The sequence below is a fragment of the Methylomonas sp. TEB genome, assembly GCF_047777895.1.
GTDB lineage: Bacteria > Pseudomonadota > Gammaproteobacteria > Methylococcales > Methylomonadaceae > Methylomonas.
Map to the genome: position 1 here is coordinate 63,501 of NZ_CP180476.1, position 15,518 is coordinate 79,018.

Genomic DNA, 15,518 nt, shown 5'->3' on the forward strand with positions numbered 1-15,518 from the left:
TGCGCATCCCCAATTTGTCTCATTCAACAGATTTTCCGGTGCCGGATAACGAGACACAAAGTATCACGCTCGTCAGCCCGTTGGTTTTACTGATACAAATCGGCGTACTGAGTTTGCTGATGTTTGCCGGCGGCTGGCTGGGCGGCAAAATGATCATTCCGCCCGGCTATGCCAGTCCGCTATGGCCGCCAGCCGGCATTGCACTGGCGGCGCTATTTATGGGTGGCCGCAGGCTTTGGCCCGGGATCTGGCTGGGTGCGGCGTTCAGTAATTTCCTGGTGACTATTGATTTTTCCGGTCAATTGACCGCGCAAACTGCGATGTCCTCCTTTGCCATTGGCGGCGGCAGCGCCTTGCAGGCGTTGGCGGCTCTGGCTTTATCCAAAGCCTACGTAGAGCCGGGTTTGCCCAAATTAGATAGTCCGGCCGCCATCCTCAAATTTTTTGTCCTGGCCGGGCCGGTAGCCTGTCTGATCGCGCCCAGCGTAGGCGGAGCCGTACTTTATTCATTGGACTTGATGAGCCAGGCACAACTCTGGTCGTCCTGGCGAAACTGGTGGGTTGGCGACAGTTTGGGCGTGATGATAGTGACGCCGCTATTGTTTTGTTATTTCGGACGCCCCCGTGCGCTTTGGCAGGCGCGGCGCTTGAGTGTCGCGCTACCCTTACTGGGCACGCTGCTGGGTTTGGTGCTGGTATTTTTGCAAGCCTTTCAAGCGGAACGCGCACGCATTCAACAAGCTTTCGACAGTCGGGCTGCCGAGTTAGACCGGCTGCTGGCGGAATATGCCATTGATGTAATCGATAGTACGCTGGCGCTAAGAGATGTATTTCTGGCATCCGGGCAGGTAAGCAGAGCCGAATTTAGCGTGTTTTCCCAGGGTATCCTGCAACGCCATCCGGAAATCCAAGCCCTGGAATGGCTACCTCTGATTACCCAAGCTGATTTACCGGCCTTCGAACAAGCGGTACGCGCCGAAGGATTTCCTGATTTTCGCGTCATCGAACGGGATAGTGCCGGTCAATTGGTGCATGCAAGTGCCCGGCAGGAGTATTTTCCGATCATGTTTGTGGAGCCGATGGCCGGCAACGAAAAAGCCTTCGGCTTCGATTCCATGACAAATCCTCTTAGCCGGCAAGCAAAAATCCTGGCCCGCGCCAGCGGTAAACCCACCGCCTCGCAAAAACTGACGCTAATGCAGCGTGACGATACCGATCCCGGTATTTTGGTGTCCATTCCGGTTCGCCGGCATAGCTCCGGCGGCGACGTCTTGGATATTACCGGTTATGTCTCGGCAATCTTACTGCCGGCCAAAATGGTGGAAACAGTCACCAGGGGGCTCAACACCGATACGCTGGGTATCAGCATTGATGACCTCAGCGCGCCCGCCGGACAAACGGCTTTGTATGTAAAACCGGTACGCAAACCGGTGTCGTTAAACTACGACTTAAAAAAATGGCAGCATAATTTTGCGTTTGTGGATCGTAATTGGCAAATTACCGTCACGCCGGATAGCGATTTCGTCAACGAACAAGGTTCATCGCTACCTTTGATTACTTTGATCGGCGGGCTCTGTTTTACCAGCTTGCTGAGTATTTTATTGTTGATCATCAGCGGCAGAACCGCCTCCGTGCAAGCTTTGGTGGAAGAGCGCACCCAGGCATTGGCCGACGCGGTTGCGGAATTGGAAACCGCCGCCAATATCGCCAAGGAATCGGAGTTAAAGCTGCGCACTATCGTCGATTCCGAACCGGAGTGCGTGAAACTGCTGGCGCGGGACGGCAGCTTATTGCAAATGAACCGCGCCGGTCTGGACATGATAGAGGCCGATACGCTGGAGCAAGCCCAACAAGGACGCATGGAGGATCTGGTATTGCCTAAGTACCGGGCAGCCTTTAAAAAATTGACTCGGCGGGTGTTTGCCGGCGCATCAGGCACACTGGAATTTGAAATCGTCGGCCTGAAAGGCCGGCAACGCTGGTTTGACACCCACGCTGTGCCAATGCGCGATGCGGAAGGCAATATCGTAGCCCTGCTGGGTTTGACCCGAGACATTACCGAACGCAAGCAGGCCGAGGAACATCTGAAACTGGCCGCGCGGGTATTCAGCGAGGCGCACGAAGGTATTTTAATTACCGATCCTGGCGGCATCATCGTCGATGTGAATCCGACTTTTTCCGAGATTACCGGCTATAGCCGCGCTGAAGTGATAGGCCGAAACCCCAGCCTCTTGCAATCCGGTAAATACGGTGCGGATTTTTACCGGGATATGTGGCAAGCCTTGCATGAAGCGCAGCATTGGCAAGGCGAATTGTGGAACCGTAAAAAAAACGGCGAGTTGTATGCTGAGTGGCTAACGGTTTCTGCTTTGTGTGATGCCGACGGTAAGATCACTCACTATATCGGGCTATTTTCCGATGTCACCCAGGCCAAGCAGCAGCAACAGATGCTGGAATTGTTTGCCCATTACGATCCGCTCACCCGCCTGCCGAACCGGATTTTATTCGCCGACCGCTTGAATCAAGCCATCGCCCATAGCAAGCGGGAAAACACCTTGCTGGCGATTTGCTTCCTGGACCTGGACGGCTTCAAGCCGGTCAACGACCAGTTCGGCCACGACATCGGCGACCGGGTGTTGGTGGAAGTGGCGGAACGGATCAAAAGCGCTATTCGCGAGGAAGACAGCGTATCCCGCCACGGTGGCGACGAATTCGCGCTACTACTGGGCGATATAGACTCGATTGAACAATGCGAGCAAGCCATCATGCGCATTCACCGGGCGATTGCCCAGCCGTATGTCATCGATGATCAGCCGATTTCGGTCGGCGCCAGCAGCGGTTTTACCGTATATCCGCTGGATGATGCCGACGCCGACGCCTTATTGCGGCATGCCGACTATGCCATGTACCAGGCTAAATTGGCCGGCAAAAACCGTTGCCAGTTGTTCGATGCCAGCCACGACCAACAAATCATGCATCGCCACCAACAACTGCGCGACATCGAAGCGGCGTTTTTAAACAACGAGTTGTGCATGTATTACCAGCCCAAGGTGGATATTAAATCCGGCCAGGTTAAAGGCGTGGAGGCCTTGATCCGCTGGCTGCATCCGCAGCGCGGCATGGTGCCGCCTTTAGAATTTCTGCCGGTGATCGCTTCGACCGATCTGGAAATTCGCATCGGCAATTGGGTAATTGCCCAAGCCTGCGAGCAACTGGCGGGCTGGCATGCGCAAGGTTTGCAGTTGGAGGTCAGTGTGAATATCTCCTCCTATCATTTGCTTTGGTCCGGTATTGGCGAGTATATCAAAGCCACCTTGCACAGCCATCCGCAAATCGATGCCCGCTATCTACAATTGGAAATATTGGAAAGTACCGCATTGGACGACTTATCGGCGGTTAATCGCATAATCAAAAGCTGCCGCGAACAGTTGGGCATCAGTGTGGCCTTGGACGATTTCGGTACCGGCTACTCCTCGTTGACACATTTGCGGCATCTGTCGGTAGATACCGTGAAAATCGATCAGACCTTTGTCCGTGACATGCTCGACGATCCGGACGACTACGCCATCATCGACAGCGTGATCGATCTCAGTCAGGCTTTTAGCCGGGAAGTCGTGGCGGAAGGCGTGGAAAGTCAGGAACAAGGTATCGTGCTGTTGCTGCTGGGCTGCCATCTGCTGCAAGGTTATGCGATTGCCCGGCCGATGCCGGCAGCGGCGATTGCCGACTGGGTGATTGCTTACCGGCCTTTCGACGACTGGCAAATTTATGCGGATGCCGAGCTGTCGGCGGAACAGGTTGACATAGCGATTCGCCGCTTCGACACCCGGCAGTGGTTGCAGCGGGTCCAGGCCTGCCTGTTCGCAGAGCCGCAAGCTGCCGTAAAAAGCTGGCCCATCATGGACCAGCGTCGTACCCATCTGGGCCGCTGGCTGAAGCAAGTACAGCACGACCGACAGTATGCCCAGGATTGGCTGGAACATATCGAACAATTACAGCGGCAATTGCATGTCCTGGCCGAAAGTTTGCTGAAACGCTGCGAGACCGGCCAGCGCGATGCCGCGCAGGCGGGTTTTAACGATCTGCGGGCTATTCAGCAGCAAATCGACGACATGTTGATTTTGTATACCCCACTCCCCAATTTGGACGCGATGTAGATATTCAATATGGAACCATTGCCTTTAAAAGATATTCATTTGCCCGATTCGGTGGCTTTTTGGCCGCCGGCGCCGGGCTGGTGGTTGTTAGCGGTATTGCTGCCGTTGTTGATTTTTTTGTGCCGGTATTTTTATAAACGCATCCGCCGGCAGACAGCGGTGAAAACCGCCGGCAAATTGTTATCCGCGCTTCGCCGGGATGGCGGTGCCGACGCCAGACAGACCTTGGTAGCTTTATCGGCTCTGTTGCGGCGCGTAGCCATCAGTACTGCGCCGCGTAGCGATGCCGCGAGTTTGCGCGGCGAAGCCTGGCTTAGCTATCTGGATCAATCCCTGCCGGATGCACCGTTTAGCCAAGGCCCCGGCCGTTGTCTGGCCGACGGCCATTATCGGCAAACGCCGCCCGCTGATACCGAACTGGAGGCCTTGTTTGAATTGTGCGAACGCTGGTTGAAACAACAGGCGAAAAAACGATGATCGAATTGTATTGGCCCTGGTTGCTATCTCTATTGCCACTACCGCTGCTATTGCGTTGGCTGTTGCCCGCGCGCGCCATCGCCCAGCAGGCCGCCTTGAAAGTGCCGTTTCTAGACGATCTTGGCCCCAGCGAAACGCGGGTGGTCAGCAGCGAGCGGCGTTGGCCGCTGTGGTTGGCGGCTTTGGCTTGGTTCTGTTTATTGGTGGCCGCCGCGCGTCCGCAATGGCTGGGCGAACCCATCGAGCAAGCGGTCAGCGGCCGCGACTTGATGCTGGCGGTGGACGTTTCCGGCAGCATGCAGGAAGAAGATTTCATCATCGGCAAGCAGCGCGTGGACCGCCTAACCGCCATCAAACATGTCGCCGGCGAGTTTATTCAGCGCCGGGTCGGCGACCGCCTGGGCTTAATCCTGTTCGGCACGCAAGCTTACTTACACGTGCCGTTAACCTTTGATCGCAAGACCGTGCAAACCTTGTTGCACGAGGCGTTTATTGGCATCACCGAGGACGATCCGAAAACTTCGATAGGCGACGCTATCGGTTTGGCGATCAAGCGCCTGCAACAACAGCAAGATGCCAGCCGAGTGTTGATTTTATTGACCGACGGCGCCAATACCGCCGGCGAATTAACGCCGATAAAAGCCGCTGAACTGGCCGCCGAACATAAGCTGAAAATCTACACGATAGGCATAGGTGCCGATGAAGTATTGGTGCGCAGCCTGTTCGGTACCCGCCGGGTCAATCCGTCCGCCGATCTGGACGAAAAAACCCTGACCGCCATTGCCGACGCCACCGGTGGCCATTATTTCCGGGCTCGAAACACCGAAGAGCTGGAAAAAATCTACCGCATGCTGGATCAGCTGGAGCCGGTTGAAAAAGACAAACAATATTTCCGGCCGCGCAGCGAGTTGTTTTATTGGCCGCTGGGATTGGCCTTGTTATTGACGGGATGCTTAACCTTGGCCCGCTTGAGGTGGTCATGAATTTTGCCGAGTTTCATTTCCTGCGGCCCTGGTGGTTGCTGGCATTATTGCCGGCCGCGCTGTTTTTGATTTTGCTGGTGCGGCATCGACAAGGACGCGGCAACTGGAGCGACGTGTGCGATGCCGAGTTGCTGCCCTTTATTTTGCAAGACAAACCGTTGCAAGCATCGCGTGGCCCTTTGTTCGGCGCCGGCTTTGCCGCGTTGCTAACCATAATCGCCTTGGCCGGTCCCACCTGGCAGCGCTTGCCCGGCCCGGTCTTTAGAAACGATGCCGCGCTGGTGATTGCGCTGGATTTGTCCAAATCCATGGATGCCGCCGACATCAAACCCAGCCGTATCGGTAAGGCCCGTTACAAAATTGCCGATTTATTAAAACAGCGCAAGGATGGTCAAACCGCACTGCTGGTTTACGGCGGCGATGCCTTTACCGTCACACCATTGACCAACGATACCGCGACCATCGATAGCCAGCTAAGCGCCCTGACCACCGACATCATGCCCAGTCCGGGCAGCAACACCAGTGCGGCATTGAATGCGGCGGTGGCATTGCTGCGCCAAGCCGGCTTGGTCAAGGGCCATATCCTGCTGGTCACCGATGGCGTTGATAGCGATGTGGCCGAGCAGGCCGAACACTGGCTGGGCGATTACCGGCTCTCGGTACTGGCGATGGGCACACCGGAAGGCGCGCCTATCCAGTTGCAAGGCGCAGGGTTTTTAAAAGATAGCAATGGTGCCATCGTGGTCGCCAAGTTGGACGAAGCCGCGTTGAACACGCTGGCGCAACACGGTCGCGGCATTTATCAGCCGGTGACGGCAAACGATGCGGATGTCGAGAATTTGGGGCGTTTATTCAATAGCGCCGAAACCGGTAACGAAAATTTGGATAGCAATCTGTTGCTGCAACAATGGGATGAAAAAGGCCCTTGGCTGTTATTGCTGGTATTGCCTTGGGCAGCTTTGCAATTTAGAAAAGGTTTGTTATTGGCCTTGCTGTGTCTATTACCGCTGCCGAAGAACAGCTACGCCCTGGACTGGCAGAGCCTGTGGCAAACGCCGGATCAGCGCGCTAAGCAGGCTTTCGAGCAACAGCAATATCAACAAGCTGCCGAGCAGTTCGATAACCCGGATTGGCGTGCCGCCGCCCAATACAAGGCCGGTAAATTCCAAGAAGCCGCCGAGACCTTGAAAAACACCCAAAGCGCGGAAGGCCATTACAACCGCGGCAATGCCTTGGCTCAGGCCGGCCAGTTGCAAGAAGCCGTGCAAGCCTATCAGCAGGCGCTGCAACTTGATCCTAAGCATCAGGATGCGAAATACAATAAGGAGCTGGTCGAGAAGAAGCTGAAAGAACAGGAACAGCAGCAGGAGAATCAACAGCAAGACCAGCAAAAGCAGGACAAACAGGATTCTTCTGAGCAACAGCAAAAGCAGCAGCAACAGCAGGACGGCAAGCCCGATCAAGCCGACAAAGATGCGCAGCCGGAGCAAAAACCGCAAGACCAGCAAAAAGCCGACGCCAAGCAGGACGCGGAACAAAATAAGGCTAAAGAAGACCAACAGTCCGAAGCCGAGGCCAAACAGCAAGCTGAGCCGCAGCCGCCCAAGCAAGAGCCGACAGACCAGGAACAAGCCGCGCAAGCCACGGAAAAAAACGAAACCGAGCGCGCCAACGAGCAATTGTTGAAGCGCATACCCGACGAGCCGACGGGCTTACTAAAGCGTAAATTCAAATATCAATACGGTCAGCGCAATCGAGCTAACCCGACCGGTCCGGCCTGGTAAATTGACGGATCGGGAATTCGGAATGAATTAGCCTAAGACCGACACATTTTAATTTTGGACGCGATGAAACGATGGATATTGGCCTGATACTGATTTTAATCCTGATCAACGGTGTGTTTGCAATGTCGGAAATGTCGCTGGTCTCTTCCGGACTGGCGCGCTTGCAGAAATTGGCCGGCGAAAAACGCGGGGGGGCGCGCACCGCGCTGAAATTGCACCAGGACCCGTCCCGATTTTTGTCTACCGTGCAGGTCGGCATTACCTCGGTCGGTATTCTCAGCGGTGCGCTGGGCGAGGATGCCTTGACCGAGCCCCTGTATCGGCAACTGCAGAACATTCCACTGCTGGCTCCCTATGCCCAGAGCATTGCATTAATCGCCACGGTATTTCTGATTACTTATTGTTCGGTAGTCATAGGTGAACTGGTGCCTAAGCGACTGGCCTTGTTACATCCGGAGCGGATTGCGGTGTTTATCGCCCGGCCCATGCACACCCTGTCACTGGTTGCCAGCCCTATCGTCTGGCTGCTGTCTTCATCCAGTACGCTGATACTGCGGCTATTTGGCGCGCATCGGCCGCCGCAGACCAGTGTCACCAACGAAGAAATTAAACTGCTGATGGAAATCGGTGCGGAGTCCGGGGTATTTCATGCCAGCGAAAGCCATTTGGTCGGTAACGTCTTGCAACTGGATGAACAAATGCTGGGTGCGGCCATGACGCCCCGGCAACAAATATACGCTATTGATTTAAGCGACCCGGAAGCGACAGTGCGCGCCGAAATCGCCGACTGTCCTTACGCCCGGGCAGTAATTTGCCGGGACGGTCTGGAAAATGTGGTCGGAATCTTGCAAAGAAGCGATCTGCTGAAACTGGCGATGGCCGGCGAGACCTTGGATATAGCGCCGATCCTGCATACACCGCTATACGTGCCGGAAGCCATGACGCTAAGGCAATTACTGGAGTTTTTCCAGGAAAAGCGAGCCGATCTGGCGCTGGTCGTAGATGAATATGGCGATATTGAAGGCTTGGTCACGCTGAGTGATGTGCTGAAAGCCATCGTCGGCCATCTACCCAGCCGCACCAATCTGGACGTCGATGTGGTGCAACGTAGCGACGGCTCATGGTTGGTGGATGGCGGCTTATCGATTCAGCGTTTGAAGACGGTGATCGGTATAGACGGCAATTTGCCCGGCGAAGCCGACAACGCCTATCACACCGTCGGCGGCTTTATTTTGTTTTACCTGGAAAAAATTCCCCAAGTAACGGACAACTTCGAATATCGGCAGTGGCGTTTCGAGATCGTCGACATCGACGGTACTCGTATTGACAAGGTGTTGGTCAGCGCCAAGCCGCCCGAGGCCGCAATTTAACGCTTTGCCAAATTGGGTTTGTCGGCCTAAAGCGCAATAGGCGATACCTGAGTTATACGCCAACATTGCTTGCATCGGCATTCGCTTTACATCGTTAGATTACCTGACGACCTAGAAAATCACCTGGCAACGTAGAAGTAGCCCGTGATTTGTTAGTTGTTTGAAAAGATTTTTTGCTTAAAGGACATACCATGAAAGCCAAGCTCCATTCGTCATTCCGCTCTTCGCCGCTTATGGCCGCGCTGTTTTTGCTGAGTTTTGCCTTACCCACCCTTGGCGCGGATCATAAACCCTTATTGGAAGCCTCGCCCGCCCTGTTAAAGCTGCTAAGCATCGCCGAAGTCAAACCCGGCGAAGTCGGCGAGTCGTTGAATCTTTCGGCTCGGGTGGAGTTGGATCAACATAGGGTCGCGCGCATCGGCGCCTCGGTAACCGGGCGGATTACCGAAATCGATGCCATGCTCGGCCAAGCGGTAAAAAAAGGGGAACGTCTGGCGCTATTGAACAGTACCGAGCTCGGTAAAGCCCAGTCCGACTATTTAAAAGCCGCATCGCAAGTCAATTTGCGGCGGATTACCGTGAAACGTGCCGAGCGTCTACTGGAAAGCGGCGTGATCTCGGAAGCCGAGTTTCAGGAGCGGCAGAGCGTGTTGACTGAAGCGGATGTGGATTTACGCGCCGCCGCCGACCAGTTGCGGGTCATGGGCATGAGGGATGCCGATTTGCAGCGCATAGACAAACAACGCAGCATTCACTCCTTTTCGCCGGTGACCGCCAGCATCGACGGCGTCGTCATCGAACGTAACGTCGCCATCGGCCAGGTGGTACAGCCGGCAGACGCCTTGTATACCGTTGCGGACTTGTCGCAGCTGTGGCTGGTGGCGGAAATTCCCGAGCAACAAGCGCATTGGGCGCGGCAAGGCGATCAAGCCTTCGCCGAAGTGCCGGCCCTACCTGGGGAGGAAGTCAGCGGTAAGTTGATTTACGTCGCCGATATGGTCGATTCGGACACCCGCACGGTGACGGTGCGCATGGCCCTGGCCAATCCGCAGCGTCTGTTTAAGCCGCAGATGCTGGCTACTCTAAAAATCAGCAAGCCCGGTTCGCAAACCTTGATCGTGCCCAGCCAGGCGGTGGTCAGGGAAAATGATAAGGATTTCGTGTTTGTGGAAACCGCTGCCGCACGTTTTGAGTTGCGCCCGGTACGTTTGGGGCGCGAAGAAGCGCAGAAACGGCCCTTATTGGAAGGCTTGAAAGCGGGTGAAAAAATTGTCGTGGGCGGCGCGTTTCATTTAAATAACGAACGCCTGCGCAGCACATTGGAGTAGAGCATGATTAATAGCCTAATAGCAGCCGCTCTGCATCAACGTGTTCTGGTGGCGGTGCTGGCAGTGGCGGTCACGCTGTTCGGCGTGCGCGCCGTGCAGCAGTTGTCGGTGGATGCATTTCCGGATGTCACCAATATCCAGGTTCAAATCGCCACCGAAGCGACCGGCAAATCGCCGGACGAAGTGGAGCGATTGGTCACCGTGCCCTTGGAAATAGCGATGGCCGGCCTGCCGGGTCTGGAAGAAATGCGTTCGATGAATAAGAACGGCTTATCCTTGATCACCTTAATCTTTACCGATAAGACCGAGGTTTACTTTGCCCGGCAGTTGGTGATGGAACGGCTGATAGAGGTGAAGCAGCAGATGCCGGAAGGCATCAATCCGGTGCTGGGGCCGGTGTCCACCGGTTTGGGCGAGGTCTATCAATACACCTTGGAACGCGACGACGACGGTCAGCGGGCCTTGACCCAGGAGGAATTGCAACAGCGCCGCGAAGCCCAGGACTGGGTGGTACGGCCTCTGCTACGCGGGATTCCCGGCGTGGCGGAAATCAACTCCCAGGGCGGCTATGTCAAGCAATACCAGGTTTTGGTTGATCCCAACCGCTTGCATCATTACCGGATTTCATTAACTGAAGTATTCGAGGCGCTGGCCAGAAATAACGCCAACAGCGGAGGCGGTGTACTGCCGCATTATGCCGAACAATATCTGATTCGCGGTGTCGGTTTGATCAACGACGTCAAAGACATCGGCAATATCGTCTTGAAGGAAGAAGACTCGGTGCCGGTACATATGCATGACGTTGCCGAAGTCAAAATCGGCCACGAAGTCCGGGCGGGCGCAGTGCTCAAGGACGGCTACACCGAATCCGTGGGCGGCATTGTCATGATGCTGCGCGGCGGCAACGCCAAGGAAGTCGTCAGTCGTATTAAGGCGCGAGTGGCGGAAATCAACGCGAAAGGCATGCTGCCGCATGACCTGAAAATTGTCTCCTATTACGACCGTAGCGATTTGGTCGATGCGGCTTTGCATACCGTGACCAAGGTTCTGCTGGAAGGCATTGTGTTGGTGGTGATCGTGTTATTCCTGTTTCTGGGCGATGTGCGCTCCAGTCTGATCGTGGTCAGCACCTTGATCGTCACGCCTTTGGTGACGTTTATCGCGATGAATCAGCTGGGTCTGTCCGCCAATTTGATGTCGCTGGGCGGCTTGGCGATTGCCATCGGTTTAATGGTGGACGGCTCGGTGGTGGTGGTGGAAAACGCTTTTCGTTTGCTCGGCGAACGCAAGGGCCGCGCTACCAGCCGGGTGCGCGTGGTGCAGACCGCGGCACAGGAAGTGGCGACGCCGGTATTGTTCGGTGTCGGCATCATCGTATTGGTATTTTTGCCGCTGATGACGCTGCAAGGCATGGAAGGCAAGATGTTCGCGCCCCTGGCTTATACCATTGCTATTGCCTTGCTGATTTCGTTGATCGTGTCGTTGACCTTATCGCCGGTACTCTGTGCCTTTTTACTGGAAGGCCACGACGGCGAACATGACACCCGGCTGATCGCTTTCATCAAGCGGATTTATTTACGGATGCTGGATTGGGCGATGGCCAATCGGCTGAAGGTGGTGGGCGGTGCGGTCGGTGTGTTTGCCGCGACCTTGGCCTTACTGCCTTTGCTGGGCACCTCGTTCATTCCGGAAATGAAGGAAGGCTCCATCGTGCCGGGCATTAACCGAATGCCGAACATTTCGCTTGAGGAAAGCATCAATGTGGAAATGCAGGCGATGAAAATGGTGATGGCAATCCCCGGCGTAAAAACCGTGGTCAGCGGTGTGGGGCGCGGCGAAAGTCCGGCCGATCCGCAAGCGCAAAACGAGTCCACGCCTATCGTTACATTGAAACCGCGGGAAGAATGGCCGAAAGGCTGGACTCAGGACGATATTGCCGATGCGATGAGCGCGAAACTCACCGAAAATCTGCCGGGCATGCAGGTGGTGATGGCCCAGCCGATTTCCGACCGGGTGGATGAAATGGTCACCGGCGTGCGCTCGGACGTGGCGGTGAAAGTCTTCGGCGACGATCTGGCTGAACTGAAACGCCTGGCAGACGCCATTGCCGGGGTGGCGAACGACGTGAACGGTGCCCGCGATATTCGGGTCGAGCGTTTGACCGGTCAGCAATATTTGAATATTACCGTCGATAGGCAGGCCATTGCGCGCCACGGTTTGAATGCCTCGGACATTCACGATGTCATAGAAACCGCGATAGCCGGCAAAGTGGCTACCGAGATTTATCAAGGCGAGCGGCGCTTTTCGGCGGCGGTGCGCTTGCCGGAGCAATTTCGGAACAATATCGGTGCCATCGATGCGTTGATGCTGACCTCCGCGAACGGCGCGCGCGTGCCGCTGGGCGATGTCAGCAATATCACCTTAAATGATGGTCCGGCCTTGATCAGCCGGGAAATGGGTAAGCGCCGCATCGTGGTAGGGATTAACGTGCGCGACCGGGATTTAGGCGGCTTCGTCGCCGAGCTGCAAAAAGCCGTGGCCGATAAAGTGCAATTGCCGGAAGGCTATTATCTGCAATGGGGCGGCCAATTCCAGAATATGGAGCGGGCCTTGGGGCATTTACAAATGATCATTCCGGTTACTATCGCGGCGATTTTCTTTTTGCTGTTTATGTTGTTTAAATCGCTGCGCTTTGCCGCGTTGATTATTCTGGTACTGCCGTTTGCGTCGATAGGCGGCATCATCACGCTGTTTCTCAGCGGCGAGTACCTGTCGGTCCCGGCTTCGGTTGGATTTATCGCCTTATGGGGCATCGCGGTGCTGAATGGGGTGGTGTTGGTATCGTATATCCGCTCCCAGCGCGAAAGCGGTTTGAGTCTGGAATATGCAATACGCCGCGGCTGCGAACAGCGTTTTCGGCCGGTGATGATGACCGCCACGGTGGCCTTGCTGGGTTTGGTGCCGTTTTTATTCGCCATCGGCCCAGGTTCGGAAGTGCAAAAACCCCTGGCTATCGTGGTGATCGGCGGCTTGATTAGTTCGACGCTGCTGACCTTGGTGGTATTGCCGGTGTTATACGGCTGGTTTGATGACCGTCCTGATGTTCATAAACCTTTTTCAATGAAGTAAATGATCCGTTGTATGCATAGACATAGTTACTCATGGCTGCTGTATGGCCTGTTAATGCTGCTCAGCGCCGCGATACAGGCGGCGGAGATTCAAGTAGCGGTTGACCGCAACCCGGTTGGCCTTAATGAATCGTTTCAAATTACCTTTACCGCCAGTGAAGCTCCGGACGGCAATCCGGAGTTTGCGCCCTTGCAGGAGAATTTTGAAATTCTCAGTCAGCAGCGCAGCACCAGCTCCTCTTGGGTCAACGGCAAAAGTAGCCGGACTGAACAATGGATAGTCCGGGCGATGGCCAAACAAGCCGGCGAGTTGTTTATCCCGCCGATTGCCTTCGGTGCCGACAGCAGCAAACCGTTGAAACTTATCGTCAACGAAAATACTGCCGCTCCGCAAGGCAACGATGACATATTTCTGGACGTGACCGCTACGCCAGAGCAACCTTACGTACAGTCACAAGTGTTGTACACGCTGAAGTTGTTTCGCAAGGTACAGATTACCCAAGCCAGCCTCAGCGAGCCGGAAATTAAGGATGCCTTAGTCGAAAAACTGGGCGAGGACAGCACCTACACCACCCAAGTCAAGGGTGTGGATTATTGGGTGACCGAGCGCAAATATGCCATTTTTCCGCAACAGAGCGGGGTATTTACCATTGCGCCGCTGATTCTGAATGCCGAATACCTGAGCAATCAACGCCAACCTCGTTTTAACGGTTTCTTCAATCGGCCGGATACGGAAACTCGGCGGGTGGCTTCCAAAGCCATCACGTTGAACGTGCAAGCGGTGCCGGCAGGCTTTAAAGGCCCGAACTGGTTGAGTGCCGAGTCATTAACACTCAGCGAAGCTTGGTCCGACGCCGGCTTGCAAACCAAAGTGGGCGAACCCTTGACCCGCACCCTCACACTGAGCGCGAAAGGCACCACGGTCGGCCAGTTGCCGGAGCTGCTCGATAAAACGACTATCGACGGCATCAAAACCTATCCCGACCAACCGCTGCTGAAGGAAGACAAAGACAGCGACGGCTTAACCGCGCTGCGCGAGGAAAAAATCGCCTTCATCCCTTCCAAGCCCGGCGAATATACCTTGCCGGCGCTGGACATCGTTTGGTTCAACACCAAAACCCAGAAAACGGAAACTGCACATCTGCCTAGCGTCAAGCTCACGGCTTTAGCCGGCAGCACGGATGCCCAAAATTCCGCACCGCCCGCTACATCAAGCACGCCGCAAGAGCCGGTAACTAGCCCGATGACCACGTCGCCGATTACCGTGACCAACAGCAGCGACACCCGCTTTTGGCAAGCGGTATCGGCGACGTTGGCGCTGGGCTGGCTATTGACTATTGTTGTGTTTTATCGCCGCCCTTCCGGCAAAGTATCTAAGGATAAGCCTGTTGAACGGGTGCCGGAAACCGCTATGGAAAAGACCCTGAAACGTGCTTGTTGGGAAAATAACCCGCAGGCCGCCAAACAGGCCTTGCTGCAATGGGGTAAGGCCGAGTTCGGTGCGGAGAGTTTGGGGGCGATTGCGGCGCATTGTCCCGAGGCGCTGCGTGAAGAGATTTTGGCGCTGAATCGCTTGCTATATTCCGGCCAAAGTCAGGACTGGCAAGGCCAGACTCTTTGGCAGGTGTTTTCCACTAAACCGGCAGCGGTCAGCGGCAAAGGCAAAGGCAAAAGCGATGACGGTTTGGAGCCCTTGTTCAAGATTTAAGGTTCGATTCCTCAGCCGCGCCCGTTCAGATGTGCCAATGCCATGTACAACGCGGCAATCGAGCGCGCTTCACTGCATTCGCCGCTGGCTAGCAAGGTATCGATACTATTCAAGGGCCAAGGTACCACTTGCAGTTCTTCAGGTTCGTCGCCGACCAGTTTTTCCGGATACAGGTCTTCAGCAAGAATAATATCTATCGTGTGTTCCAGATAGGCCGGCGCCAGCGATACCCGGTGCAAATGGTGTAATTTGGCCGCGCCGTAACCGATTTCTTCTTTTAACTCACGGTTGGCGGCGTCCAGCATATCCTCGCCGGCGTCCAACTTGCCTTTCGGTAAACCCAGCTCGTAACGATGGATGCCGGCGGCGTATTCCCGAACCAGCAGCACAGTATCTGCATCCAGCATCGGCACCACCAGTACCGCACCGTGCGAAGCGCTACGGGCCAGGCGCTCGTATTGGCGGCGCTCGCCGTTACTAAACTCCAGGTCCAGCGCTTCGATGCAGAATTGTCGGGTTTGGGCGATGACGGTTTGTTTGAGGATTTTTGGTCTGTTGGGCATCGGCTCAGGGTCTACAGCTT

At 55.4% G+C, this 15,518-nt stretch carries 9 protein-coding genes; 8 read left to right on the forward strand and 1 reads right to left on the reverse strand.

Features of this window, described 5'->3' with window-relative positions; genetic code table 11:
• Positions 1–14 precede the first annotated feature (14 nt).
• The 8 genes from ACMXD4_RS00290 to ACMXD4_RS00325 all read left to right on the forward strand — a co-directional run bounded on the left by ACMXD4_RS00290 (position 15) and on the right by ACMXD4_RS00325 (position 14,935).
• The gene (locus ACMXD4_RS00290) at positions 15–4,157 is read left to right on the forward strand and encodes an EAL domain-containing protein (protein WP_415879520.1); all 4,143 of its coding nucleotides are present in this window, start codon (positions 15–17) and stop codon (positions 4,155–4,157) included.
• Positions 4,158–4,166: 9 nt separating this feature from the next.
• The gene (locus ACMXD4_RS00295) at positions 4,167–4,634 is read left to right on the forward strand and encodes a DUF4381 domain-containing protein (protein WP_171697059.1); all 468 of its coding nucleotides are present in this window, start codon (positions 4,167–4,169) and stop codon (positions 4,632–4,634) included.
• Positions 4,631–5,617, forward strand: coding sequence for a vWA domain-containing protein (locus ACMXD4_RS00300; protein ID WP_415879521.1), 987 nt, complete (start codon positions 4,631–4,633; stop codon positions 5,615–5,617). Before ACMXD4_RS00295 ends, ACMXD4_RS00300 begins: the two co-directional genes overlap by 4 nt.
• Positions 5,614–7,401 (forward strand): VWA domain-containing protein, encoded by a 1,788-nt coding sequence (locus ACMXD4_RS00305; RefSeq protein WP_415879522.1) that lies wholly within the window; start codon positions 5,614–5,616, stop codon positions 7,399–7,401. The genes ACMXD4_RS00300 and ACMXD4_RS00305 overlap by 4 nt, the downstream gene beginning before the upstream one ends.
• Before the next feature lie 71 nt (positions 7,402–7,472).
• Complete coding sequence (locus ACMXD4_RS00310) at positions 7,473–8,771, forward strand: hemolysin family protein (protein WP_415879523.1); 1,299 nt, start codon at positions 7,473–7,475, stop codon at positions 8,769–8,771.
• Between the two features lie 191 nt (positions 8,772–8,962).
• Positions 8,963–10,099, forward strand: a complete 1,137-nt coding sequence (locus tag ACMXD4_RS00315) for an efflux RND transporter periplasmic adaptor subunit (RefSeq protein ID WP_415879524.1) — start codon at positions 8,963–8,965, stop codon at positions 10,097–10,099.
• Between the two features lie 3 nt (positions 10,100–10,102).
• Positions 10,103–13,228 carry an efflux RND transporter permease subunit gene (locus ACMXD4_RS00320; protein ID WP_415879525.1) on the forward strand — a complete coding sequence of 1,042 codons (3,126 nt, stop codon included), beginning with the start codon at positions 10,103–10,105 and terminating at the stop codon, positions 13,226–13,228.
• 12 nt (positions 13,229–13,240) lie between these two features.
• Positions 13,241–14,935, forward strand: a complete 1,695-nt coding sequence (locus ACMXD4_RS00325) for a BatD family protein (protein ID WP_415879526.1) — start codon at positions 13,241–13,243, stop codon at positions 14,933–14,935.
• 11 nt (positions 14,936–14,946) lie between these two features.
• Here the strand turns inward: ACMXD4_RS00325 and nudE are convergent, their stop codons facing one another.
• Positions 14,947–15,498 carry an ADP compounds hydrolase NudE gene (gene nudE, locus ACMXD4_RS00330; RefSeq protein ID WP_033157587.1) on the reverse strand — a complete coding sequence of 184 codons (552 nt, stop codon included), beginning with the start codon at positions 15,496–15,498 and terminating at the stop codon, positions 14,947–14,949.
• Between the last annotated feature and the right edge of the window lie 20 nt (positions 15,499–15,518).

Excerpts from the sequence above, each read along its gene's own strand:
- ACMXD4_RS00300 (WP_415879521.1), top strand. The coding sequence starts at position 4,631 with ATGATCGAATTGTATTGGCCCTGGTTGCTATCTCTATTGCCACTACCG.
- ACMXD4_RS00320 (WP_415879525.1), top strand. The coding sequence starts at position 10,103 with ATGATTAATAGCCTAATAGCAGCCGCTCTGCATCAACGTGTTCTGGTG.
- nudE (WP_033157587.1), bottom strand. The coding sequence starts at position 15,498 with ATGCCCAACAGACCAAAAATCCTCAAACAAACCGTCATCGCCCAAACC.
- ACMXD4_RS00305 (WP_415879522.1), top strand. The coding sequence starts at position 5,614 with ATGAATTTTGCCGAGTTTCATTTCCTGCGGCCCTGGTGGTTGCTGGCA.
- ACMXD4_RS00310 (WP_415879523.1), top strand. The coding sequence starts at position 7,473 with ATGGATATTGGCCTGATACTGATTTTAATCCTGATCAACGGTGTGTTT.
- ACMXD4_RS00295 (WP_171697059.1), top strand. The coding sequence starts at position 4,167 with ATGGAACCATTGCCTTTAAAAGATATTCATTTGCCCGATTCGGTGGCT.
- ACMXD4_RS00315 (WP_415879524.1), top strand. The coding sequence starts at position 8,963 with ATGAAAGCCAAGCTCCATTCGTCATTCCGCTCTTCGCCGCTTATGGCC.
- ACMXD4_RS00325 (WP_415879526.1), top strand. The coding sequence starts at position 13,241 with ATGCATAGACATAGTTACTCATGGCTGCTGTATGGCCTGTTAATGCTG.